Genomic DNA, 22,997 nt, shown 5'->3' on the forward strand with positions numbered 1-22,997 from the left:
CTCCAAATTTTATAAATTTTAAGCTTTTTTAACTAGATCAGCCATCAAAAATGCAAGCTCTAAAGCCTGATCAGCATTTAGTCTTGGATCGCACTGCGTTTCATATCTCTCTTTTAGCGAGCTTTCAGTGATGTTTAGCGCGCCACCGGTGCACTCTGTCACATCTTTGCCAGTCATCTCAAGATGCACGCCACCTGCTCTTGTGCCCTCAGCTTTATGAATTTCAAAAAAGCTTCTAACCTCGCTTAAAATTTTACTAAATTCACGAGTTTTGTAGTTGTTTGAGGTCTTAACGGTATTGCCATGCATAGGATCGATGCTATAAACGATATTTAACCCCTCGCGCTTTAGCTCTCTTAAAATTTTTGGTAAATTTTCGCCGATCTTATCAGCGCCCATTCTGATTATCACATTTAGTCTGCCAGCTTCATTCTCTGGATTTAGCTTATTTGCGAGTGCGATGACGTCTTCAGCTTTCGCGCTTGGTCCGATCTTAACGCCGATAGGGTTTTTCACACCACTTAGAAAATGCACATGAGCGTCGTTTATGCCGCGCGTTCTCTCGCCTATCCAAAGCATATGAGCTGAGCAGTCATACCACTCGCCACTAAGGCTATCAACCCTAGTTAGCGCCTCTTCATAAGGCAAAAGTAGCGCCTCGTGAGATGTATAGACTGCTGTTTGATTTATCGCTGGGGTATTTGCCGAAGTGATGCCACAAGCTGCCATGAAAGATAGAGTTTTTGTTAGATCGTCAGCTAGTTTTGCGTATTTCTCGCCGATCTCTGGCTTTTTAACAAAGCCTAAATTCCACTTATGCACCTGATGAAGGTCTGCCAAACCTCCTCTTGAAAAGGCTCTTAAGAGGTTCATCGTAGAAGCACTTTGATAGTAGGCCTCTATCATGCGTTTTGGGTCGGCAACTCTAGCCTTTTCGTCAAATTCAAAGCCATTTATGATGTCACCTCTATAGCTTGGCAACTTAACGCCATTTACCTCTTCATAATCGCTACTTCTAGGCTTTGCAAACTGCCCTGCTACGCGGCCTACTTTGACTACTGGACAGCCACCACCAAAGGTTAAAACTATCGCCATTTGAAGTAAGACCTTAAACATATCTCTGATGTTGTTTGCGTTAAAATTTGCAAAGCTCTCAGCGCAGTCGCCACCTTGAAGCAAAAATGCCTCGCCATTGCAAACTTTTGCAAGCTCATTTTTAAGACTTCTAGCCTCACCAGCAAATACCAAAGGCGGAAGTGCTTTTAGTTTTTCTTCAGCCTCTTTTAGCTCTTTTAAATTTGGATAAGTTGGTTGTTGCAAGATATTAAATTCTCTCCAACTATCTCTGTTCCAAGTCATAAATTTTTCCTATCTTTTACCTTAATTTAGCGCTGATTATATCACGCAAAACTTAAAAAATAAAAGCCATTAATGGGTTATTAAAGATATTTTGCATACAATCGCTACTTTAAATTTACCCAAAAAAAGAGAAGATTTTTTTCATGATAAAAGGCATTTTTTATTCGCTTTTGGCATCAGTTTTATTTAACTGCATCTACTACATGTCAGTGCTCATGAACCCCATCAGCACGCAAGCTCTTATTGGATACCGCATGATCTTTGCCATGCCTTTTGTCATCGCCGCCATTTTTTTGTTAAAACAGCAGCGAAATTTCAAATTTTTACTTCTAAAAATAAAGCTAAAACCTAAAATTTTACTAGTTTTGCTTGCTACCTCGCTCATCGTCTCATTTCAGATGTGGCTCTATCTCTGGGCTCCAAGTAACGGCGCAGCGCTAAAAGTCTCGATAGGCTACCTCATCATGCCAATAGTCATGGTCCTTTTTGGACGGATATTTTTCAAAGAGCACCTCTCAAAAACAAAGTTAGCATCGATATTTTTCGCTGCCATTGGCGTCTTTAGCACAGCAGTCATTAGTGGTGGCATCTCGTGGGAGAGCGCTGTAGTTTTTTGCCTTTATCCAGTCTATTTTACCATTAGAAAGTACTACAACCTTGCAAATTTCTCAAGCTTTGTTATCGAGATAATTTTTATGTTTTTATTCTCATTTTATTTTGCGCTCACAGCCGATATGGACTACGTAATGAGCCAAAATCCAAACATCTACTATCTGCTCATCTTGCTTGGTGCTATCAGCGGCATAGCCCTCATCGCCCAGATCCTCTCAAGCACGCTCGTGCCGATAAATGTACTAGGTTTGCTTACATATTTTGAGCCTATAATGATGCTTTTTGTCTCATTTGCCATCGGCGAGAGACTGGAGAAAAGCTCATACTTTTTGATGATCTGCCTAGCCATCTCTGTCACGCTTTTGATGATAGATAGTATAAATTCTATAAAAGGCGACAAAAATACCAAGACTAAATGAGAGCCAAAAAGGCGTTATTCTCGCGCTTAGCGCCTTTTTTATGTGGGGATTTTTGGCGGTTTATTTCAACCTATTTAGCAAAGATGTCGATGCTTATGAAATTTTAGCCCACAGGATCATCTGGTCATTTTTCTTGATGGCGGCAGTGCTTTGCATTAATGGCAAAATGGGCGAAATTTTTGCGCTTCTTAAGGATATCCGCTCGCTAAAGGCTCTATTTTTAAGTGGTATTTTTATCACCATAAACTGGGGCGTTTATGTCTATGCGGTGGGTAGCGGCAAAATTTTAGATACGAGTTTGGGATATTTTATAAATCCCTTAATAAGCATGCTTCTTGGCGTCATCATCTTTAAAGAGCGCCTGAGCAAAGCTAGCGCCATAGCCGTTTGCATCGTCATCGCAGCCGTTTGCGTGCAAATTTACGCCAAAGGTGGCCTGCCACTTGTCTCTATCATCTTGCCGCTTTCATTTGGATTTTACGCGATGGTTAGAAAGATGGCGAAGATTAGCGCATTTAACGGGCTTTTTATCGAAACATTTTTTATGTTTCCATTTGCGCTTGGCTATGTTTTATGGCTGGTTTTTCACTCGCAAAGCCACTTTGGACTAAATAAAGACTCACTTTTAATGATCGCTTCAAGCATCGTAACCATCGTGCCACTTGTCGCTTTTAACGCAGCTACGACAAGGATAAATTTAACGACTATCGGCTACTTGCAATACATCTCACCAACCATCGCGATCCTTTGCGCGGTCTTCATTTATGGCGAAATTTTAGATGGCTACAAAGTCATCTCATTTTGTATGATCTGGCTGGCACTTGCGATAATTAGCGTGGATAAATTTAGAAAAAGGAGTAAAAATGAATAGCGTAACGATGTATTTGCTGCTTGCATTTTTTGCAGCGCTTATTTTATATTTTCAGATACAAAAACTCACAAAAAAGCTCGACGAAGAAGGAGCGGTGCCTGCATATCAAAAAGCTGTGCAAGAGGTTTTGCAAAATTTAAATAACGCTGAGAAATACCCTAAATTTTGCAACGTCATACAAAAAAAGATAAATGCTCTAAGACAAGACATACTCTTTGAAGATGCGCTAAATTGGGCTGGCGATAAGGACAAAGCGCTTGATACCTTAGAGCAGATAAGAGATAAGGTCGAGGTGCTTTTAAAGCGGGAAAATGCAAACTGGGAGAGCGAACTGGTTGAGATTTTAGACGAGATCGATGGCTTTGTGAAGGCAAATTTCAAAAACGGCGAAGATAGAGCCGAAGAGCTAAGGGACGAGCTAAAGAAAGAATTTGATGGGTTGTAAAAAGATACTTAAAAAGTATAAGCTATAGAATAATGTGAGCAATCAAAAACTACAGGAGAGGAATATGATAAACGATGATTTAAAAAATAAAATTTTAGAAGGGTTTAAGTATTTTACAAATAGATACGCTCAAGATATAACTTATCGCAAAAACGACGAAGCAACACGCCGCAAATTAAGTAATTTTTGTGAAAATTTAAAAATTTTTTCTAATAATATATTTAATGGCTTTGAAACCGTAGATCATGGGAAGTGGCAAAATAGCGGAAACATTTCAAAATATATATGGAATAGATATAAGCCCTTTAAAAACGAATCTCATTTGGTTATTTATTTTGCCGTATTAGCAAAACCAAGTAATTTTTATATATCCATAGGACTAATTGATACAAAACTAAGCAATGCAGAAGAAAAACTAAAAGATGAAATATATAACTTCTTGGAGTCAGAATGCAAAAAGATACATATCGATGGTTTTAAACTTGATAAATTTGAATTTGAATTTGAAAAAAATATATTTTTTGCCATAGAAAATATAGAGACATTTACAACCCTAGACTACACAAGCTTACTCAAAGCGCTAACAAATATATATCAGCTAGCATATGACAAATTTTATAAAAATATAGAAAACAATCAACATAATAATAGCGATAATGAAGGACATAAAATGACCGATGATGACAAGAAATTAACTTATCCACTTAATCAAATTTTATATGGCCCTCCAGGAACTGGAAAGACATACAGTACAGTGACAAAAGCTATCGAGATAATAGAAGAAAGAAAAGTTGATATAAGCGAAAACAGAAATGATCTAAAAAAGAAATTTGATGGATATATACGAAGTGGACAAATAAAATTTATAACATTTCACCAAAGCTATGGATATGAGGAATTTGTTGAGGGCATAAAGCCTGTATTTGATAGCAAAAACGAAGATGGCGATATAACTTATGAGATATCAAAAGGAATTTTTTATCAGTGCTGCGAAAACGCCTTGCTTCTTAGTAGATACAAAGGCAAGCTTAGGGATTTTTGCGATCTGCCAAAAGATGAACGACAAAAGTTTTTTAATGACAGCACACCAAAATATGCCATCTTTATCGACGAGATCAACCGCGGAAATATCTCTAAAATTTTTGGTGAGCTCATAACTCTTATAGAGCCGTCAAAAAGGCTCGGAGCAGATGACGAGATAATGGTGGAGCTGCCATATTCAAAAGAGAAATTTGGAGTGCCGTCAAATTTATACATAATAGGCACGATGAATACAGCAGATCGAAGTATAGCCCTTATGGATACGGCTCTTAGAAGAAGGTTTGAGTTTGTGGAGATGATGCCAGAATATAACAACCTAAACAAAATAAACATCGAAGACATAAATATAGGCGAAATGCTAAAAACGATAAACGATCGTATAGAGTATCTTTACGACAGAGATCACACGATAGGACATGCTTATTTTATAGATGTGTCAGACTTAAAAACGCTTGCAAATGTCTTTAAAAATAAAATTTTACCGCTACTGCAAGAGTATTTTTACGACGACTGGGAGAAGATCAGGCTGGTTCTAGGCGATAGTCAAAAAGATGAAAATTTACAGCTTGTTAAAATCAAGAAAAATATGGCAGTAGAAAAACTATTTAGAGGAAAAATAGACTATATAGACGATAAGATTTTATACGAGATAAATAACGAAGCCTTTAACAATCCGCAAAGCTATATAGAAATTTATAAAAATGCAACAAAGCCAGATAACGATAACTGAGTTCGAGCGCATATATCAGCACGATATAGACAAAAAAGACTTTGGCGATATAGAAAATTTTATCCTTAAAAATAGCGATGAAAATGCGCCGTTTTTAAGGATAGCAAGCGGGGTTGGCGGGAAATTTATACAAGCTAGAAACTATGTCGGCGTTTTGCAAACAAAAAGTGGCTTAACGATAGAGATTTTGCCAAAGATAGCAGACAAAAACGACGCCGAAAGATCGAAAACAGTTTTTATAAAAATGCTAAGAATGCTAAAAAATTTCCCATTTAAAAGCTCAAATTTAGCCAGTTTAAAAACACAAAATTTACCGCTTTTGGAAATTTTCATCTCTATGTTTTTATGTGAGCTTGAAGCTCTTGTAAAAAAGGGGATAAAAAGCGACTATGTGGCGCTAGAAGAGAGCCTAAATTTTCTAAAAGGAAAGCTAAACATAAACGAGCAGATAAAAAGAAATAGCATCCACAAAGAGCGGTTTTACGTAGGATACAGTGAATTTTTAAACGATATAAAGATAAATAGGATCATAAAAACGACGCTTAAATTTCTATACAAAAAGTCAAATTCTAGTAAAAATCAGCAAAAAATACGCGAGCTTTTATTTATATTTGATGAGGTTTCGGAGTGTGAGGATTATAAAAATTTCTTTGCAAAGCTTGTCATAAACCGCCAAGTAAAACACTACGAACAAACGCTTTTATGGTGCAAGATATTTCTATTTGGCAACTCTTTTACTCCGCACAAGGGCGATGATCTAGCCTTTGCCTTGCTATTTGATATGAATGCGCTCTTTGAAAGCTATGTCGGAAATTTTATTAAGAAAAAATATGCCGATGTTAGCTTACAACACTCAGAAAAACACCTCATTGAAGATCCAAAAAGCTTCAAACTAAGACCTGATATATTTTTAGAAGGCAAATTTATAGCCGATACAAAATGGAAGATCATAAGCTCAAAAGATGATATCTCACAAGCTGACCTATATCAGCTCTATGCTTACGGTAAAAAATATGAGTGCGGAAGGCTTTATCTAATATACCCAAAGATAGACGGCGTAGAGCAAGAGCCTATGAAATTTAGATACGAAGATAAAATGTGGCTTGAAATTTTATATTTTGATCTAGAAAAAGATGAAAATAACGCAAATTTACTAGCGTAACTTTCTAAAAACCAAATTTAAAGCTTCGCTTTTAGAGCCATTATCCTCTTATATGATGCGTCGATTCGCTCTTTGCTGATCTTTTTCTCATTTACAGCATCCATTATGATCTGAGTGACTAGATCGGCTGTTCTTTGGTTATTTATCTTAAACTCGCTAAAGAGCAAGATATCACCACCAGCGTTTATAAATTTCACCACTTTTTGCGCCAAAGCTTCGTCTCCAACGCCTTTCATCAGCATATCATCGCTGATAACCACGCCATTAAATTTAAGCTCATTGCGAAGCAGATCAGTTATTATTTTTTTAGAAAGTGTGGCTGGATTTTCCTCGTCGATGCCCTTTACAAAAAGATGCCCGACCATGATGATCTGCGCTCTACCGGTGCTTATGGCGTCTTTGTATGGCAGTAGCGCATCTTTACTTAGCATGACCTCGCTCTTATTTTTATGCGAGTCCTCTTTTGAGCTGCCATGTCCTGGAAAGTGCTTAAGTGTCGTTAAGATGCCCTGCTCTTTAAATGCGTCCATAAAGGCATCAGCATAGATCACCACCTTGCTTGCATACTCGCTAAATGCCCTTTGCTTAGCTGCGATTATGGGCGAGTTTTCATCGTGTAGATCGACCACTGGGGCGAAATTTAAATTTATGCCACACTCTTTTAAATTTATAGCCATTTTTGAGTAGAGATCATAAGCACTTTTGATATCAAGTGTGCTTGCGACCTCGTATGCGCTAGGATATGGGCCATGAAAGCTCTTGTCTTTCATGCGGCTTACGTTGCCGCCCTCTTCGTCAATAGCGATGAAAATTTTAGGGCTTTTCTCTTTGATAGCCTTTATGCTAGCTTTTAGCTGGGCTTTGCTGGTGACATTTCTGCCAAGTAGCATCACGCCGCCAAATCTCTCGTACCCAGCGTCGCTTAACATCGCGCGAAACGCAGCGTCTTTTGTGCTAGCGCCGTTAAAGCCGACCATTATCATCTGCGAGACCTTAGCCCTTAGGCTCACCTCAGCGCCATTTAGCCCAAGAGTAAAAATAGCCATAAAAAGTATAAATTTAAAAACTCTCATCTTCTTCCCAAAAGCGATTTAACGCTCTCAAAAACGTCTTTGCCATTTAGCATATTTTCTACCTCACTGGCGATAGGCACGTAAATGCCTCTCTCTTTTGCGATCTTGCTAATAGCCCTTGCAGTATCAACGCCCTCTGCCACCTCGCCAAGCTCATTTAAAATTTTCTCCAGCCTCTCGTGCCTTGCGATGCCAAGACCTACGCGGTAGTTGCGCGAGAGTATCGACGAAGCGGTTAAGAAAAGATCGCCTGCGCCGCTTAGCCCCATAAATGTCTCATCTTTTGCGCCAAAAAATTTGCCAAATCTAGCCATCTCGACAAGCCCACGTGAAATGAGACTCGCCCTTGCGTTGTTGCCAAGACCAAGTCCGTCGCAGATACCACCAGCTATGGCAATCACGTTTTTATAGGCTCCGCATACCTCAGCGCCGATCACATCATCAGATGTGTATGCTTTCATATAGCTTGGGAAAAATGAGGCAAATTTTAAAGCTAAATTTTGATTTTTAGAATTTACCACCAAAGCGCAAGGAAGCTTTTGCATGATCTCTTTTGCAAAGGTCGGTCCTGAAAGAAAGGCCAAATTTTCTCTATCAACAAAGTCTTCGTAAATTTCATTTAGAAATTTGAGATTTGCCGTGTCTATGCCCTTGCTGGCGACTAGGATCTTTTGACCTTTGTTTTTGTAGTTTTGCTTTAGCCATAAATTTGTAGCTTGCGTTGGGATCGTGCAGACTAGATACTCGCACTCCAAAGCCTCTTCTAAGCTTACAAAATTTGGCATCTCTCTTGGCGTTCTTGAGCTGATGACGCACTCGTTATTTTCACTAAATGCGTGAAAAAGTGCACTGCCCCACTTGCCAGCTCCGATGACTGCTATGCTCATTTTAGCCCTTTTTTAGCCTATTTTAGCCTTTAAAAGCTCATTGACCTTGCCTGGGTTAAAGGCACCTTTGCCCTCTTTCATCACCTGACCAACAAAGAAGCCAAACATCTTATCTTTGCCGTTTTTATACTCTTCTACTTTGTCGGTGTTTGCAGCTAGAATTTGATCTATGATAGCAATGATCGCTGAGTCGTCGCTCACTTGTTTTAAGCCAAGCTTTTCGATGACACTATCTACGTCTGCGTCATGCTCCATTAGATAGTCTAGCACCTCTTTTGCAGCCTTGCCACTTATCGTGCCATCTTCTATGCGTTTTAATAAATTTATCATCTTGGCGCTACTAACTGGGCTTGTCTCGATCGTTACGCCGTTATTTAAGCGGCCAAGAAGCTCGACTATGAGCCATGTAGTAGCAAGTTTTGGTTGAATTCCAGCAGCGATCAGCTCTTCAAAATATCTAGCCATCTCAACGCTTTGAGTTAAATTTAGCGCATCACTCTCCTTTGCGCCTAGCTCGCTAACATATCTTGCGACCTTTTGCTCGGCAAGCTCTGGAATTTTGATCGCTTCGTTATACATCTCTTCTGGCACTTCAACAGGGAGCAAGTCAGGGTCAGGAAAATACCTATACTCCGCGCTATCCTCTTTGCCACGCATCGATCTTGTCACTAAATTTGTCGTGTCAAACAGCCTTGTCTCTTGATAGACCTCTTCGTCATATTTGCCATCTTCCCACGCTGCACTTTGACGCTCTACCTCATAATCGATCGCTTTTTGGATAAATTTAAATGAGTTTAGGTTTTTTATCTCAACCCTTGTGTAAAGCTTGGTGTCGCCTTTTGGGCGGATAGAGACGTTTGCGTCGCAGCGGAAGCTACCTTCTTGCATATTTGCGTCGCTGATGTTTAAAAAGCGAAGGATCGAGTGCAGTTTTTTAAGATAAGCCACCGCCTCGTCGCTACTTCTGAGGTCTGGCTCGCTAACTATCTCAAGAAGCGGCGTGCCGGCCCTGTTTAAATCAACCAAGCTCTCGTTTTCTTCGTGGATATTTTTACCAGCGTCCTCTTCAAGGTGCGCTCTTGTTACGCCGATGCGTTTTTTAGTGCCGTTTACGTCGATGATGAGCTCGCCACCTTCTACGATAGGTATCTCAAACTGTGAAATTTGATATGCCTTTGGAAGATCTGGATAGAAGTAGTTTTTTCTATTAAAGACTGATTTTTTATTTATCTTAGCATTTATCGCTGTGCCAAAGCTGATCGCCTTTTTGACCGCCTCTTTGTTTAATACAGGCAAAGCCCCTGGCAGAGCTAGGCAGGTCGGACAAACGTGAGTGTTCGCCTCGTCACCAAAGCTAGTCGAGCAAGAGCAGAAAATTTTAGTTTTTGTATTAAGCTGAGTGTGAACTTCTAAACCGATAACGACTTCAAACATATTTTTACCTTTAAATTTATGCAAATTTTTAGTGCGTATTTTAGCGATACTTTCTTTTAAAATATCTAAAGGGGAGCTTTGGCGATCTATTTATATAGGTTAAAAATGTTTTTGGAGATAAATTTAAATTTTAAAAAAGAAAAAGCCATATAAAAATATGGCTTTAAATTTTAATGCTCGTGCTCACTAATAGCGACTGCGCCAGCTAGATAAACGTAAGTTAGCATCATGAAGATAAATGTTTGCAAAACAGCCATAAGCGTTAGAAGTGCAAAGGCTGGAAGCGGTGCAAACCAAGGTGCAAGTGTAAGCATCGCAAGCAAGAACAAATCATCGCCCTTAATGTTACCAAAAAGACGGAAAGATAGCGAAACTACACGTGAAAGATGTGAGATGACTTCGACTGGAAACATAATAGGAGCTAGAAATTTGTTTGGCCCCATAAAGTGTCCAAAGTATTTGAAAAAGCCATTTTCTCTAATGCCCTCAAAGTTGTAGTAAATAAATACAACCAAAGCCAAAACTAAAGTCAAATTTAAGCTTGAGCTTGGTGACTCAAAGCCAGGGATGATACCGATGACGTTTGAGAAAAATACGATAAAGCCAATAGTTGCGACAAGTGGGAGGTATTTTCTAGCTAGCTTTTCGCTACCTAAAGTATCCTTGCCCATAGAGATAACGCCCTCTAAATAAGCCTCAACTATGTTTTGAAGGCCTCTTGGCACAAGCTGCATCTTGCTCCTCGCGATGTAAGCAACTATGAGGATGATCAAGGCTACAAGGCAAAAGTGAAACGCATAGACAAAGGCATGTGAATGGTTTAGCAAATTTGAGAATAGAAACAAATCTTTCATTGATTTACCTTAGATTTAGAATTTTGCGTGATTGTAACAAAATTATTGTTAAAACATTTTTAATTTTAAGCCTTGAAGTAGTCAAAAAGCAGTTTGCAAATGGTCGCTGCAACAACTATCAAAAACATCATTCTAATAAATTTAACCTCTTTTTTGATGACTAAATTTGAGCCAAAATAAGCTCCTAAAATTTGCCCTACAGCCATCAAAAAGCCAACTAGCCAAAGTATCTGCCCGCCTACTATAAAAACGCCAAGTGCTACGATGTTGCTAGTAAAATTTAAAGCTTTCGTATGAGCGACCGCCTTTTTTAAATTTAGCCCAATAAGTGCCACCATCGCAAACATCCAAAACGAGCCTGCTCCTGGGCCAAAAAAGCCGTCATAAAAGCCCAAAATGAGCCCAAAGATGACATAAAATAGCTTCTCATTCATCTTTGCAGCTCTGTCGCTCTCGCCTATCTTTGGCATAAAAAGCGTGTAGATGAAGATGGCGATTAGCAAAAATGGGATGATTATTTTTAAGAAATTTGCATTTAAAAATAAGATAAGCGTTGCACCTATGGCAGCTCCGATAAATGTAAAAACTATGCCAACAAAGCACTCTTTATAGTCAATCAGCCCTTTTTTAGTGAAATTTAGCGTTGCCGTGAAGCTTCCAAAGACGCCTTGAAGCTTGTTTGTGCCAAGGGCAAGATGAGGTGGCACGCCCATAGCCATTATAGCTGGCAAGGTGATAAGTCCGCCGCCTCCTGCGATCGCGTCGATAAAACCACCCAAAAATGCAGCCACAAAAAAGAGAGCGTAGCTAAGTAGGTCAAATTCCATTTTTACTCTTTTGTAAATTTAAGTTAAAAAGCGGATTGTAGTTTAAAATTTTGAAATTTCATCTTAGAAATGGAGGTTAAAATTGAGCGCGAAATTTAAAAAGCCTTTAAACATTAAATTTAAAGGCTTTTTGTGGTGGCTTAATTATTTAATAACGCCGCAAAGCATTCTAGCGCCGCCACCGCCAAGTGCTTTTGGCTGGTCGCTGTGGTTGTCACCACCGACGTGAACCATTAGTGAGTGACCTTTTAGCTCGTCAAGGTTTTTTATCTTTGGAGCTAGCACTGGGTAGTTTGCATTGCCCTCAGCATCTACGTAAAGCGCTGGTAGATCGCCTTTGTGACCCTTATCGTCCCATGCAAATGAGTGCATCTTTGTTTCAGCTGGATCCCAGTGACCGCCTGCTTTCATACCAAGACCTTTTTCAGTCGCGCCACAATCAGCATTTTGATGAACGTGAAAGCCATGAAGTCCTGCAGGAAGACCTTTTAAATTTGGAAAAAACGCAACGCCGTAGTTTGTCTTAACAGCTACTACTTCGCCAACGCTCTTATCGCCTTTTTCGCTTAGCTCATTAACAGGTATGACTAGATGTTCGCCAGACTTTGGATCAAAGTGATGACCCTCGTGAGCAAAAAGCAAAGTTCCTAAAACTGCACTTAGTAAAACGATTTTTTTCATACAAGCTCCTTATGGATAAAATTGTATGGTAAGTCTATCCTAAATTTAAAAATTTAGCAATAATTTTTATTTTTTAAGATTTTTTACGATAGTTTCTAGCTCTTTGCTCTGCCCTATCCTGTAAAGCGCAAAGTCATATTTTATCGGGTCTAGCTCGTCAAATTCTCTAAGTTTTTTTGTAAGCTCCATCACCGCTTTGAAGTCGTAGCTCTTTCTATTTATAAGTCCTAAATTTAATGAAACCCTATGCGTATGCACGTCAAGCGGCATCAAAAGTCTATCTTTTGGCAAATTTTTAAATAGCCCAAGGTCGATGTCGCTATCTCGCACCATCCAGCGAAGATACATATTGTAGCGTTTATATGGACTTTGTGGCTCCCTCTCAAAACTCTTACCAAAGAAAAACTCATATCCGTCTGAGCGGTAAGAATTTAGCCCGTAAATAAATTTAATAAGCTCATTTACGCCCTCTATCATCTCGCCATTTTTTGCAAGACCTTGGCGCAAAATTTCTTCTATGTCAGCCTCTTTTTTCAGGCGTGAAAGCGTGATGAAAATTTCTCTCACATCATTTTCATTTTGAAAGCGATATTTGAAATTTGACAGATTTTTCTTGATATTTTGCTCGCTCTCATCAAGCAGGCTAAATTCAAGCGAATTTAGAAATTTTACTATCATTTTTGCATTGCCATAGGCAAATAACGCACAAATGAGCGCTATGTTTGGCTCTTTAAATTTAGTAGCTACTTGAAGTGGATCTGGGGCGTCAAATAGCCCCGAATTTGTATTTTTACTAAGTACGTGTGAGTCTAAAAGGCTCTTTAGTTCGCTCATTGTTTTAGTGAAAGAAGCGTGTCAAGCATCTGATCAACTGTCGTGATGATCTTTGCTGCTGCACCGTAGCTTGCTTGAAAGCGGATTAAGTTTGTAAGCTCTTCGTTGGTATCTACGCCACTTGTTGATTGAAATTCCTCTTCAGCAGTCCTTTGCAAAGATGTGTTTGTGTCGTGGATAGTGTTGTTCGCCTCAGTATCGCTCGCCATATCGGTCGTAAAATAGCGGTAATATCCCTCGATTGTCTCGTCCCTATCAAGCGCAGTGCCACTTGAGTAAAATGTCTGCTTTTGGTACTGAAGCTGGATCATTTTGTTTGCAACTTCGTTGTTTCCGACAATCGGCTTTGAGTAGGCACGAAGCTTTGTGTGATCTTGAGTGAAATTTTGATTGATGCCTATTGTATTTGAGTTTGTGCCAGAAAAAAATCTGTTGATGCCAACAACGCCTGGGAAATTTGTGCCGTGATCGACTATTGAGATGCTATAAAGCCCTTGAGCTTGCTTTGGTATGAGCGCAAATGTGCCTTGATGCGTGTTTTTATCATAAAAATACGACGCTTCAAAGAAGTCATCGACGTCATTTAGCATGTTATTGTCGTTGTTATCGTCTGAATTTGAGTTAAAATCCTGCACAACAGAGTTGCCGTATTTTGTATCATTCATCGTCGTAGTGCCGTTTATCTCGATAGTCTTTTTAGCTACGACGTTGCCCTTGTTGTCATAAACTATGGCCTCAAAGCTGCCGTTTCTTATGCTGTTGTCGTGGTTCATCAGCGTCTTGTCGTTTTCTAGGTAGCTGATCGGATCTGAGTTTGAAATTTCAACCGCAGACTCAGCATAGACATTGTTTGTGCTAGTTATTAAAGTTTTTGAAAATGTATTTATGTTGTCGATATATTTTTGAATGATACCATCGCTAAATTTATCATTATCTGGCTCGTAGTTGCGGCCCCTAAGATCAAGCGCGGCACCTATCTTGCCATTTGTGATCTTCTCCTCCATAGGGATGCGTCTGCCATCTTCTCTTTCATAATAAATTTTAGTGTATTGCCCACTCTCGGTTGAGCTCATAGAAATTTCATGAAAATTTACGCCATCGACAATGCTCACACCGCCTATGTTTAGGTTGTAGTATCTTCCTTGATCGGTTATGCCAGTATCTATCCTTGACTCGCTTTTTAGATCACTTTTATAAACAGCCGTATTTACTAGCTTTGACATAGCAAGCTCTAGCTCATCACGCTTGTCACGAAGGTCATTTGCATTTATCTTGATACCAGCGTCTGCGCCTGATTCAACTCTTTGAATTTGTTTATTGATATTTGCTATTTGCTTGCCAAGTGAGTTTATCTCGTTTATATTTATCTTTATAGTCTCATCTATCTGGGTGTGCATATCATAAAGCATCTTTGATGAGCGGTTGATGCTAGCTGTTAAAACGCTAGCTTTATTTATCAAATTTACCTTTTGAGCGCCCTCGTCTGGGTTTGAAGCGAAGTTATTCCACGCTGCAAAATACTCTTGGATATCTTTTACCATGCCGTTATCTTTTAGATCTGGGAAGTATTTTGTCGCCTCTTGTAAAATTCTCTGTTTATAGCCCGTATTTTCTAAATTTGATGATGAATATTTTAGTCTTGAGTAGGCAAACTCATCGTGAAGTCTTGTTACAGTATCTACTTGCGTGCCTGTGCCAACGCCACCAGGGACAGTGTTCATCGCTGGAGATGCAGACTGCACTACGCGCTGCCTTGTGTAGTAGTTACTATCGGCGTTTGTGATGTTGTTTCCAGTTGTGCTTATTTGCACTTGGGCTGCATTTAGCCCTGAAACGCCTGTGCCTAATGACATAAAGATATTAGCCATTTTTTAAACCCTTGATTTGTAAAAATTATTATCTGTGCCGCTGCCGTCTTGACCGTATTCATTAGTCTGAGTACCAAAGACTTTTTTGCTAAGCGAGTCGAAAAACTCCTTAACAACAACGACGTGTCTTGCATATTCTTTATTTACCTTATGCAAAATTTCAAGCTTTGAACGCATAAGCACTAGCTTTGACTTCACTTCATCATCTAAAACATTTGCAAGTGTCGTCGTGCCACTCTCTTTTGAAACCCTTAGTAGCTCTTTATCCAAAGCTCTTTTAGTATCTTCAAAAGCACGCACAAGAGCATTTTTCTTCTTCACGCTCTCATCAACGCTTGAGTGTTTCGCCTCTTTTATATTGGCGATATCTTGCATCGTTAAATTTATAAGCTCATCTAGCTCGCCTATGGCCTCGTCCAAAAGCTTCTTTATCATTTAAATTCCTTCAAATTTTACAGCAACGCATCAGCCACAGCCTTAGCTGTTTTAGAGATATCTACCTGATAGGTGCCATTTGCTATTGCATCAGCTATCTCTTTTACTCTTGCGTTTTCATTTGTTTTTACTTCTTTGTTTTCATTTTCAACTCTAGCATCGCTATTTTTATTTAGCGTATTTGCCTGGTAGTTTGGTCTTTGGTTCAAAGGAGTTATCATATCCATACCTCTTAAAATAAAATGTTTATATCACTACATCGGCAAAATATAAATTTACTTAAGAGTCTCTCTTTAAAAAATCGTATAAAAGTTCTGAAAAACCTAAATTTCCACTCAAAGCTTTGCTCATAGCGTCATTATACATAGACCTATAAATGTCGCTGCCAGCGGCTTTTGGATAGAGCGAGTTCTTATCATCTTCTTTTAAAGCGATATCAAGAACAGCTTTTACCATAAATGCTTCAAAAGCGTCAGTTTGCTCTTTTAAAAGTGCATCTTGTTTGGCATTTGCATTTTTTATCTTGTTTGCTGAGATGTCATTATATGAATTTAGTGCTAGGGTATTGTCTATTTGCATTATATTATCTCCAGATCGACTTGTATCGCGCCAACTCGTTTTAAATTTTCAAGTATCGAGATGATATCACTTGGTGTTGCGCCAAGCTTGTTTAGCGCTCTTGTCACGTTTGCAACGGTTGTTTTCTCGCCTGAAATTTTAAGTAGATTTTGGCTAGGGGCTACTGAGGTGTCGCTACCTATATTTACATCATTTTGCGCTGCCTCTTCGTAGCTGTTTGGCTCTATTTTTATTGTAATTGCGCCGTGAGTTATAACGACTGGACTGACCACAGCGTTTATACCGCTAACTATCGTGCCAGTTCTCTCATCAACTACGATCTTCTCATCTGGCTTATACTCCACATCAAGATCAAGCACAGCGCTTGCAAGCTCGATGATGCTAACGTCATCTGGCTTTTTGATGATAACCGTTCTTGGATCTATTGCCTTTGCAGTATCGTCTGAGATGTTGGCATTTATGGCGTTTTGGATATCAAGAGCGGTTTTGAAATTTGTATCTTTTAGGCTTAGCTTTATGCTGTCTTGGTTATAGATATCATAAGTGACCTCGCGCTCTACCAATGCTCCGCTTAAGATAGTGCCAACGGTTGGGTGGTTGCCGCCACTTCTTCCTGCACTCTTGCCACCGATACTTAGAGGTCCTTGAGCTAAAGCGTAGATATCGCCATCAACGCCTTTTAGCGGGGTCATAAGAAGTGTGCCACCTTGCAAACTTTTTGCATCACCGATAGATGAGATCTCGATATCAAGCTTGTCGCCATGCCTTGCAAATGCAGGCAATTTTGCTGTCACCATAACAGCGGCTGCGTTTTTAGACTTGATATCATCTGGATTTATCTTGACATTTACGCCTTGAAGCATGTTTGATAGCGACTGGATGGTAAATTTTGACGTTGAGCCGTCCCCTGTGCCGTTTAGTCCGACGACTAAACCATAACCTATTAGCTGATTATCCCTTACGCCAACGATATTTGCAAGCTCTTTTATCTGCGTAGCAAATGCTGAAGTAGCTATCACTGAAGCTGCTACAAAAGATAAAAATTTTTTCATATTTTTTCCTAAAATTTAGCTATTTTAGGTTTTTAAAGCAAAAGATGTTCCAAATTTTACTGAAAATAAGAGAGCGAAGTGGCTCCAAATTTTTTAAATTTAACAAGCTTAAATGAAGAAATTTCATCACCAAATTTAAAGTCGCTGTTATGCTCAAAAACTATCATATAAATTTTCTCTTTTTTTAGCTGCGAGATCAAATTTACAAGCTTTTCATATATATCATCAAAGCCAGCCCTTATGTCAAATGGCGGATCAAGATAGAGTAAGACCTTGCCATTTTGCGAATTTACAAGATCAGGCAAAAGCGCAAAGCTATCGCCATTTATCGCTTTTAAATTTGGACTTTGCAGGCTTGCAAGATTGCTTTGCGTGATCTTAAAAGCGGCTCTATCTTTTTCGATAGCGATAGCCTCACGTGCTCCGTTGCTAACGGCCTCGCTTGCCATCACGCCGCTTCCGCCAAAGCCCTCTATAAATGTAAGTGAGTAAATTTCATCTCTGATGACGTTGAAAAAGGACTCTTTTGCGATGCTTTTTGTGCTTCTTGTCGTGCTTAGACTTGGCAATTCAAGCCTTTTGCCTTTAAATTTACCACTTGAAATTTTGGTATAAAGTTTCACTGATTTGCCCTTAAAATTTCAAGCAGATCGGCTTTAAATTTATCAATTAAGAGCGATACTTTTTGCTCCAAACTCTTTTCATTTACTATCTGATCTGGCTCTTTTGCCTTTGAAATTTGCGTGGCTGAGTAAAACTCCTCTAGCGTATCAAGAAGAGTGGTTTTGTTAAACGGATGAGAAAGATGAGCGTTCTTACCTATTATAAATAGCGGTTTTTTTGTGACGATCTCGCGGTCACTTACTACAAAATCACAATCCTTATGATGAGCGGCTAAATTTCCACAAAAAAGCAGCAAGGTCTTTTGCAGCAAAATGCAGTCGCATTCAAATGAAATTTTCATATCCAGTCCTATAAATTTTGCTCGATTTTAACCTAAATAATCAAAAATTTATATAAATACTAAAGGAATTTAAAATTTTACCGATGTAGGAGCTAGCGTAAGTTTTAAGGAGTAAAACTATGGAAATTTTCAAAGCAGCGGCAAATCAAACACTTGATGCAAGCATGAGCACGTCGGCTCAGCGTCAGATAGACAGCAGACCTATCGAGCACTCTGATGTCAAAGTAAATGCCGACAAAAACGGCAAGTCAAAGGATGCTAATGAGATTGACGGACTTAGCAACGAAGATCTTGCTAGAAAAACAAGAGAGGTCACTGATAGGCTAAACTATCAGATGCAGCAGCTCGATACTAATGTAAGATTTGCTTACAACGAGAAGTTAAATTTAATGGTAGTACAAGTAAAAGACGCCAAAACAGGCGAAGAGATAACACAGCTTCCGAGCAAAGAGGCTATAAAAATCAGCGAGTATTTCAAAGAAAGTATCGGAATACTTTTTGACAAGGAGAGTTAAAAATGGCAGTAGGTAACGTAACAAATTTAGGCATCGGTACAAAAAATAGCGGCCTAAACGACGAGCTTATCAAGAAACTAAAAGATGCTGATGAGGCTGGACAGATCAAACCACTTACAACAAGGCTGGAGAAAAATGAGCTTAAACAAAAGGATCTTGCGGCTCTAAAAACTCTTGTTAGCAACGTAAATGTTAGTGGCAAAACACTTGGCGGCGAGGCACTTTATCTAAAAAGAAATACTAATAATGCCGGTAAAAGCGTCACAGCTTCAGCGGCAAACGGCGTTAGCGTGCAAAGCTTTAGTATCGACGTGCAAAAACTTGCTCAAAAAGATACATTTCAAAGCAAAAATTTCAAAAAAGCTTCAGAAATAGTGGGCGCAACAAGCACTGGCTCATTTGACGTTGAGATTGACGGACAAAAGTTCTCTATCGGCGTGACAAGATCGACAACATATCAAGATATCGTTGACAAGATAAATGATGTAAGTGGTGGCAAGTTGCAAGCTAGAATTTTAAATGTTGGCGGCGACAAACCAAATCAAATAATGCTTCAATCAGGCAAAACTGGTGCGACACAGACTATCAAAATTTCGAACGATACATCTGGCATTTTAGACAAGCTTGGCTGGGATGATACGCAGTTTCAAGACACAGATGAGAATGGCACACTATTAACAAATCCTGATGGTTCACCAAAGATGACATCAAATTTGGAAAAAAATAGAATTCAAAAAGCACAAGATGCAGAATTTACATATAATGGCGTAAATGTTAAAAGGGATAAAAATACATTTGATAATCTAAGACCAGGTGTTACTATAACACTAAATGAGGTTGGTAAAACAAATGTTAGCATTTCACAAAATACAGACGAAGTCATAAAAGCGGTTGAAGAGTTTATAAAAGACTACAACTTAATGACCATGAACCTTGGCATCGCGACAAGCTATGATGAGAAAGAAGGCGCCGGCACCTTCCAAGGCGTGAGCGAAATTTCAGGCCTTAGATCAAATATCGGCCGTCTCATAAATGGACAAGATAGTGAAGGAAAAGCATTAAGTAAATTTGGCATAACGCCTGATAAAGATGGTCAGCTTCAGCTTGATCTAAATAAATTTAACGCTGCTCTTAGCAAAGATCCTGAGGAAATTCAGAGATTTTTCATGGGGTCAAACAAGACTGAGCCGATAACTCACATGGGAAATGCTCCAGTTAGCGCCGGAGCTCTAAACATAGCAGCCGGCGATCTTACGATAAATGGCAAGTCGGTTATTTTCTCAACCGCAGCTGGCTCATCAGCTGAGGACAACGCCCTAAAACTTCAACAAGCTATAAATGACGCTGGAATAGATGGTGTCACAGCTAGCCTTGATCAAAGTGGCAAGAGAATAATCCTAAAGAGAAATGACGGCCAAAGTTTGGAGATAAAAGGCAATAGCACAGCCCTTGCAAGCCTGGGAATGAGCGAAGCAACTGTAAATCCAATAACTAAAAAGACAGATGGTCTATTTACAAGACTTAACAAAATGCTTGATGGTGTCGTTGGCAAAGATGGTACAATGATTGCTATGCAAAATCAGCTAAGAGATGAAAACAAATCAATCGCAGACAACAAAGAGGCTACTCAAAAACTTTTAGACGAGAAATATACAACGATGCAAGAGCGCTTTATCAAGTATAACTCTATCATCGCAAGTTTAGAAAATCAGTTCTCAACTCTAAAATCAATGATAGATGCTGAGATAAACAGTAGAAAATAAGAGAGAAAAATGAATCAAAGTGCATATAGTGCATACGCACAGTCGAGTTTCGGGGGCATCGAGTCCCCGACTAAATTAATAGAAATGCTTTATGACGGAATTTTGAAATTTATATTTCGCACCAAAAAAGCGATCGAAGCTGGAGATATAGAGAAAAAAGTCTATTATATAAACAGAGCAAACGCTATCTTTGTCGAGCTTTTAAACTCGCTTGATTATTCTCAAGGCGACGTGGCTCACTATCTTAGCGGCCTTTATACAAGACAGATGCAGCTTCTTGCTATGGCAAATATCCAAAACGATATAGCAGCTCTAAATGAAGTAACAAATGTCGTAAAGCAGTTATCAGAAGCATGGAGGGAGGTAACATCAGGTGAATAGCTGGATCAATGAATTTAAGCTAGCGTTAATAAACGAAGATACAAGAAAGCTAGCTGCACTATCACAAAGCTTTAGCGAAGATATGTTTAAAAGCTTAGCTTCGGCTCAAGAAGCACAAGCGCTAATAGGCGGTGCGATAGAGCTTTTTAAAACTAAATCTTCACACATCCAAAGCGAGCTTACAAAACTACAAAAAGCTCAAAAATACGTAAAAAATTAATCTAATCTCAAACTTTCAAGGCACGGCATATTTGCCGGTTTTGTCTTGAAAATCTTTTAAATTTACCAACTGCTTGCTACTTGAAATTTACTCTAAATTTAAGGGAGGCACGGCGTTAAGCCGAGTTCTGTCTTGAGCGATCATTTATCTACTCTTGCTTTTACAAACAAGCTCTAGCGAAGGGTTTTAATATAAGACCAAAACCATCCCTTCTTACTGCAAGTTGGGTTTATATGGCCACGCAAGTTACCAAGCGCGCCGGTGGGCTCTTACCCCGCCGTTTCACCTTTACCGCCAAGGCGGAAGTTTGCTTTCTGTTACACTATCCCTTAGGTTTCCCTAGCCATCCGTTAGATGGAACTTCGTCTTATCGCAGCTCGGACTTTCCTCTTTTGCAAGATGCAAAAGCGACCGCTTACCGTGCCAGAGCGTGATTATATTTAAAAATATATAAATTTACCCTGCGACCAATTTTCTCATCAAATTTTATAAATTTATCTAAGAAATTTTTTGATTTTTGAGCATAAATTTTGTCACAACTTGGTATGAAATTAATTTTTTTATTTAATCTTTTTAAAATTTCTTTACAAAAACAAGAACAAAACGCTCCAAATTTCACTTTTTTGTTATTTTGCTTTGAACCTTAAACCAATCTAATAAAACAGACGACAAATCAACAAAAAGATACAAATTTAAATTTTAATCCCTCAAAAGCGCAAATTTCTTGCTTTTGCCAAACTATAAATTTTGCTTAAAAAGCTAAATTTAAATAGCAATTTTTTATAAATTCTTTCTCCAGTTTCATAAAAGTTATAATTATAAATACAAAGCAAACAAAAATTTAAAATTCGTTATTTTTCCCTAAAATTCTATATGTTTTACGAGAAAAAATTTGTATAATAAACCCTTAAAATCTAAACCAAGGAGGATATAGATGAATTTGCGTAGCATCTTAGTCAAGGTCTCAGCGATCATCGCTTTAGTTCTTGCCATTTGTATGGCTTGCTTTGTATTTTTTATATCACATGTCTTAGAGCGTGAGATCAAGGAGGGAGTAGAAACAACTATCCAGCAAAACGTTGCCCTTGCAATGGACACAGTTGAGCTATTTGATGAAGATAACGAAGATAATGCAAAACTATATATGCATGTCTTAAAAGAGGCTTTAGGTAATATAAGAGCCACTAGCCAAACCATAAAAACAGAAAACGACGACGCTTTAGAGCTTATCTCAGACAAAATGGGCGTGCTAAATAACAACCATGAAATTTCTGATAAGATCAAAAAGCTAACAAACGGCGGTATCCCAACCATCTTTGCAAAATCAGGCAATGAATTTGCTGCTGTATCTACTTCACTTTTACTAGATGATGGCAGTAGAGCGCTTGGTATGCTAAATAAAACGATCTATCCAAAGATGATGAACAAAGAGACATATGTTGGAGCTTTAAATATTTTTGGTAGAAACTATATGTGTGTCTATGAGCCAGTCGTTCAAAACGGCGAGGTTGTAGCTGTTTTATTTATAGGTTACGACTTTACTGAAGGCTTAGAAGATCTTCAAAAGACAATGGCACAAATGAAGCTAGGCGAGCGTGGATACTTCTCAATCTTTAATACAAAGACAAATGTCTATGACATCCACCCAAAACTAGCTGGCAAAGCACCAGAAGGTCAGCTAAAAGATATAGTTGATGACATAGTAAAAACTAAAGAAGGTGTCAAACTCATAAATGTTGATGGAGTTGAGAGAGTAGTTGCTTTTGAGCCATTTGACAAGCTAAACTGGATAGTGCTTGGCTCAGCTGTTACTGATGACTTCTTAACACCTCAAAAGGTGGTTAGCAAAAACTTCATCATCGCAAGCATTATAGTTACCTTGCTTCTTATCATAGTATCTATCTTCTTGCTTAAAAAGCTAGTTGCAAATCCTATCGATAGACTAGGAGCAAATTTAAATGCTATAACATCTGACTTTACTCTTAAAATCC

At 38.8% G+C, this 22,997-nt stretch carries 25 protein-coding genes and 1 other RNA gene; 10 read left to right on the top strand and 16 right to left on the bottom strand.

Annotated elements, in window-relative coordinates; all coding sequences use genetic code 11:
- Positions 1-18 precede the first annotated feature (18 nt).
- Positions 19-1,359 carry a class II 3-deoxy-7-phosphoheptulonate synthase gene (locus tag FZ945_RS03705; protein ID WP_103615581.1) on the bottom strand — a complete coding sequence of 447 codons (1,341 nt, stop codon included), beginning with the start codon at positions 1,357-1,359 and terminating at the stop codon, positions 19-21.
- A gap of 143 nt (positions 1,360-1,502) precedes the next feature.
- Between FZ945_RS03705 and rarD (FZ945_RS03710) the strand changes: the two genes are divergently transcribed.
- The 5 genes from rarD (FZ945_RS03710) to FZ945_RS03730 all read left to right on the top strand — a co-directional run bounded on the left by rarD (FZ945_RS03710) (position 1,503) and on the right by FZ945_RS03730 (position 6,639).
- On the top strand, positions 1,503-2,390 hold the full coding sequence (gene rarD / locus FZ945_RS03710; protein WP_009293763.1) for an EamA family transporter RarD: 888 nt from the start codon (positions 1,503-1,505) through the stop codon (positions 2,388-2,390).
- A 16-nt stretch (positions 2,391-2,406) separates the two neighbouring features.
- Positions 2,407-3,261, top strand: coding sequence for an EamA family transporter RarD (rarD, locus tag FZ945_RS03715; RefSeq protein WP_258033412.1), 855 nt, complete (start codon positions 2,407-2,409; stop codon positions 3,259-3,261).
- Positions 3,254-3,706, top strand: coding sequence for an aryl-sulfate sulfotransferase (locus tag FZ945_RS03720; protein WP_148802567.1), 453 nt, complete (start codon positions 3,254-3,256; stop codon positions 3,704-3,706). Before rarD (FZ945_RS03715) ends, FZ945_RS03720 begins: the two co-directional genes overlap by 8 nt.
- 439 nt (positions 3,707-4,145) lie before the next feature.
- Entirely contained in the window at positions 4,146-5,477 is a 1,332-nt protein-coding gene (locus FZ945_RS03725) for an McrB family protein (RefSeq protein ID WP_262367145.1), read from the top strand.
- Positions 5,449-6,639: an McrC family protein gene (locus tag FZ945_RS03730; RefSeq protein ID WP_148802571.1), complete on the top strand. Its 1,191-nt coding sequence runs from the start codon at positions 5,449-5,451 to the stop codon at positions 6,637-6,639. The genes FZ945_RS03725 and FZ945_RS03730 overlap by 29 nt, the downstream gene beginning before the upstream one ends.
- A gap of 17 nt (positions 6,640-6,656) precedes the next feature.
- On the opposite strand, the gene FZ945_RS03735 is transcribed toward FZ945_RS03730, so the two are convergent.
- From FZ945_RS03735 to FZ945_RS03800, 14 genes are all read right to left on the bottom strand, one after another.
- Positions 6,657-7,712, bottom strand: coding sequence for a glycoside hydrolase family 3 N-terminal domain-containing protein (locus FZ945_RS03735; RefSeq protein ID WP_148802573.1), 1,056 nt, complete (start codon positions 7,710-7,712; stop codon positions 6,657-6,659).
- The gene (locus FZ945_RS03740) at positions 7,709-8,599 is read right to left on the bottom strand and encodes an NAD(P)H-dependent glycerol-3-phosphate dehydrogenase (RefSeq protein WP_148802576.1); all 891 of its coding nucleotides are present in this window, start codon (positions 8,597-8,599) and stop codon (positions 7,709-7,711) included. The genes FZ945_RS03735 and FZ945_RS03740 overlap by 4 nt, the downstream gene beginning before the upstream one ends.
- A gap of 12 nt (positions 8,600-8,611) precedes the next feature.
- The gene (gatB, locus tag FZ945_RS03745) at positions 8,612-10,033 is read right to left on the bottom strand and encodes an Asp-tRNA(Asn)/Glu-tRNA(Gln) amidotransferase subunit GatB (RefSeq protein ID WP_148802579.1); all 1,422 of its coding nucleotides are present in this window, start codon (positions 10,031-10,033) and stop codon (positions 8,612-8,614) included.
- A 170-nt stretch (positions 10,034-10,203) separates the two neighbouring features.
- Positions 10,204-10,887 (bottom strand): F0F1 ATP synthase subunit A, encoded by a 684-nt coding sequence (locus tag FZ945_RS03750; protein ID WP_002942300.1) that lies wholly within the window; start codon positions 10,885-10,887, stop codon positions 10,204-10,206.
- A gap of 65 nt (positions 10,888-10,952) precedes the next feature.
- Complete coding sequence (locus FZ945_RS03755; RefSeq protein WP_148802581.1) at positions 10,953-11,714, bottom strand: TSUP family transporter; 762 nt, start codon at positions 11,712-11,714, stop codon at positions 10,953-10,955.
- Positions 11,715-11,858: 144 nt separating this feature from the next.
- Complete coding sequence (locus FZ945_RS03760) at positions 11,859-12,395, bottom strand: superoxide dismutase family protein (RefSeq protein WP_107848444.1); 537 nt, start codon at positions 12,393-12,395, stop codon at positions 11,859-11,861.
- A 66-nt stretch (positions 12,396-12,461) separates the two neighbouring features.
- Positions 12,462-13,229, bottom strand: coding sequence for a TIGR02757 family protein (locus FZ945_RS03765; protein WP_148789538.1), 768 nt, complete (start codon positions 13,227-13,229; stop codon positions 12,462-12,464).
- Entirely contained in the window at positions 13,226-15,097 is a 1,872-nt protein-coding gene (gene flgK, locus FZ945_RS03770) for a flagellar hook-associated protein FlgK (protein ID WP_148802582.1), read from the bottom strand. Before flgK ends, FZ945_RS03765 begins: the two co-directional genes overlap by 4 nt.
- 3 nt (positions 15,098-15,100) lie before the next feature.
- Positions 15,101-15,532: a flagellar export chaperone FlgN gene (locus FZ945_RS03775; RefSeq protein ID WP_012001657.1), complete on the bottom strand. Its 432-nt coding sequence runs from the start codon at positions 15,530-15,532 to the stop codon at positions 15,101-15,103.
- Positions 15,533-15,549: 17 nt separating this feature from the next.
- Positions 15,550-15,753 (bottom strand): flagellar biosynthesis anti-sigma factor FlgM, encoded by a 204-nt coding sequence (locus FZ945_RS03780; RefSeq protein WP_035142326.1) that lies wholly within the window; start codon positions 15,751-15,753, stop codon positions 15,550-15,552.
- Positions 15,754-15,811: 58 nt separating this feature from the next.
- Entirely contained in the window at positions 15,812-16,111 is a 300-nt protein-coding gene (locus tag FZ945_RS03785) for a rod-binding protein (RefSeq protein WP_002942304.1), read from the bottom strand.
- Positions 16,111-17,163 (bottom strand): flagellar basal body P-ring protein FlgI, encoded by a 1,053-nt coding sequence (locus FZ945_RS03790; RefSeq protein ID WP_148802583.1) that lies wholly within the window; start codon positions 17,161-17,163, stop codon positions 16,111-16,113. Before FZ945_RS03790 ends, FZ945_RS03785 begins: the two co-directional genes overlap by 1 nt.
- Before the next feature lie 56 nt (positions 17,164-17,219).
- Positions 17,220-17,786, bottom strand: coding sequence for a 16S rRNA (guanine(966)-N(2))-methyltransferase RsmD (gene rsmD / locus FZ945_RS03795; protein ID WP_148802584.1), 567 nt, complete (start codon positions 17,784-17,786; stop codon positions 17,220-17,222).
- Positions 17,783-18,127 (bottom strand): hypothetical protein, encoded by a 345-nt coding sequence (locus FZ945_RS03800; RefSeq protein WP_021086274.1) that lies wholly within the window; start codon positions 18,125-18,127, stop codon positions 17,783-17,785. Before FZ945_RS03800 ends, rsmD begins: the two co-directional genes overlap by 4 nt.
- 119 nt (positions 18,128-18,246) lie before the next feature.
- Between FZ945_RS03800 and flaG the strand changes: the two genes are divergently transcribed.
- Genes flaG through FZ945_RS03820 form a run of 4 tightly spaced genes read left to right on the top strand, consistent with a single transcriptional unit; the run spans position 18,247 to position 21,006 of the window.
- Positions 18,247-18,642 (top strand): flagella length regulator FlaG, encoded by a 396-nt coding sequence (gene flaG, locus FZ945_RS03805; RefSeq protein WP_103633931.1) that lies wholly within the window; start codon positions 18,247-18,249, stop codon positions 18,640-18,642.
- A gap of 2 nt (positions 18,643-18,644) precedes the next feature.
- Positions 18,645-20,405, top strand: a complete 1,761-nt coding sequence (gene fliD, locus FZ945_RS03810; RefSeq protein ID WP_148802585.1) for a flagellar filament capping protein FliD — start codon at positions 18,645-18,647, stop codon at positions 20,403-20,405.
- Positions 20,406-20,414: 9 nt separating this feature from the next.
- Entirely contained in the window at positions 20,415-20,786 is a 372-nt protein-coding gene (gene fliS / locus FZ945_RS03815) for a flagellar export chaperone FliS (RefSeq protein WP_035143745.1), read from the top strand.
- Positions 20,779-21,006, top strand: a complete 228-nt coding sequence (locus FZ945_RS03820) for a hypothetical protein (protein WP_087583151.1) — start codon at positions 20,779-20,781, stop codon at positions 21,004-21,006. The genes fliS and FZ945_RS03820 overlap by 8 nt, the downstream gene beginning before the upstream one ends.
- A 100-nt stretch (positions 21,007-21,106) precedes the next feature.
- On the opposite strand, the gene rnpB is transcribed toward FZ945_RS03820, so the two are convergent.
- Positions 21,107-21,433: RNase P RNA component class A (gene rnpB / locus FZ945_RS03825), an RNA gene on the bottom strand.
- 507 nt (positions 21,434-21,940) lie between these two features.
- On the opposite strand from rnpB, the gene FZ945_RS03830 reads away from it, so the two are divergent.
- Positions 21,941-22,997: Cache 3/Cache 2 fusion domain-containing protein (locus FZ945_RS03830; protein ID WP_187424157.1), on the top strand; the 1,057-nt coding region annotated here is incomplete at its 3' end.

The sequence above is a fragment of the Campylobacter concisus genome (assembly GCF_902460535.1).
GTDB classification, from domain to species: Bacteria; Campylobacterota; Campylobacteria; order Campylobacterales; family Campylobacteraceae; genus Campylobacter_A; species Campylobacter_A concisus_AS.

Excerpts from the sequence above, each read along its gene's own strand:
- FZ945_RS03705 (WP_103615581.1), bottom strand. The coding sequence starts at position 1,359 with ATGACTTGGAACAGAGATAGTTGGAGAGAATTTAATATCTTGCAACAA.
- rarD (WP_009293763.1), top strand. The coding sequence starts at position 1,503 with ATGATAAAAGGCATTTTTTATTCGCTTTTGGCATCAGTTTTATTTAAC.
- FZ945_RS03720 (WP_148802567.1), top strand. The coding sequence starts at position 3,254 with ATGAATAGCGTAACGATGTATTTGCTGCTTGCATTTTTTGCAGCGCTT.
- FZ945_RS03730 (WP_148802571.1), top strand. The coding sequence starts at position 5,449 with ATGCAACAAAGCCAGATAACGATAACTGAGTTCGAGCGCATATATCAG.
- FZ945_RS03735 (WP_148802573.1), bottom strand. The coding sequence starts at position 7,712 with ATGAGAGTTTTTAAATTTATACTTTTTATGGCTATTTTTACTCTTGGG.
- FZ945_RS03740 (WP_148802576.1), bottom strand. The coding sequence starts at position 8,599 with ATGAGCATAGCAGTCATCGGAGCTGGCAAGTGGGGCAGTGCACTTTTT.
- gatB (WP_148802579.1), bottom strand. The coding sequence starts at position 10,033 with ATGTTTGAAGTCGTTATCGGTTTAGAAGTTCACACTCAGCTTAATACA.
- FZ945_RS03750 (WP_002942300.1), bottom strand. The coding sequence starts at position 10,887 with ATGAAAGATTTGTTTCTATTCTCAAATTTGCTAAACCATTCACATGCC.
- FZ945_RS03755 (WP_148802581.1), bottom strand. The coding sequence starts at position 11,714 with ATGGAATTTGACCTACTTAGCTACGCTCTCTTTTTTGTGGCTGCATTT.
- FZ945_RS03760 (WP_107848444.1), bottom strand. The coding sequence starts at position 12,395 with ATGAAAAAAATCGTTTTACTAAGTGCAGTTTTAGGAACTTTGCTTTTT.
- FZ945_RS03765 (WP_148789538.1), bottom strand. The coding sequence starts at position 13,229 with ATGAGCGAACTAAAGAGCCTTTTAGACTCACACGTACTTAGTAAAAAT.
- flgK (WP_148802582.1), bottom strand. The coding sequence starts at position 15,097 with ATGGCTAATATCTTTATGTCATTAGGCACAGGCGTTTCAGGGCTAAAT.
- FZ945_RS03775 (WP_012001657.1), bottom strand. The coding sequence starts at position 15,532 with ATGATAAAGAAGCTTTTGGACGAGGCCATAGGCGAGCTAGATGAGCTT.
- FZ945_RS03780 (WP_035142326.1), bottom strand. The coding sequence starts at position 15,753 with ATGATAACTCCTTTGAACCAAAGACCAAACTACCAGGCAAATACGCTA.
- FZ945_RS03785 (WP_002942304.1), bottom strand. The coding sequence starts at position 16,111 with ATGCAAATAGACAATACCCTAGCACTAAATTCATATAATGACATCTCA.
- FZ945_RS03790 (WP_148802583.1), bottom strand. The coding sequence starts at position 17,163 with ATGAAAAAATTTTTATCTTTTGTAGCAGCTTCAGTGATAGCTACTTCA.
- FZ945_RS03800 (WP_021086274.1), bottom strand. The coding sequence starts at position 18,127 with ATGAAAATTTCATTTGAATGCGACTGCATTTTGCTGCAAAAGACCTTG.
- flaG (WP_103633931.1), top strand. The coding sequence starts at position 18,247 with ATGGAAATTTTCAAAGCAGCGGCAAATCAAACACTTGATGCAAGCATG.
- fliD (WP_148802585.1), top strand. The coding sequence starts at position 18,645 with ATGGCAGTAGGTAACGTAACAAATTTAGGCATCGGTACAAAAAATAGC.
- fliS (WP_035143745.1), top strand. The coding sequence starts at position 20,415 with ATGAATCAAAGTGCATATAGTGCATACGCACAGTCGAGTTTCGGGGGC.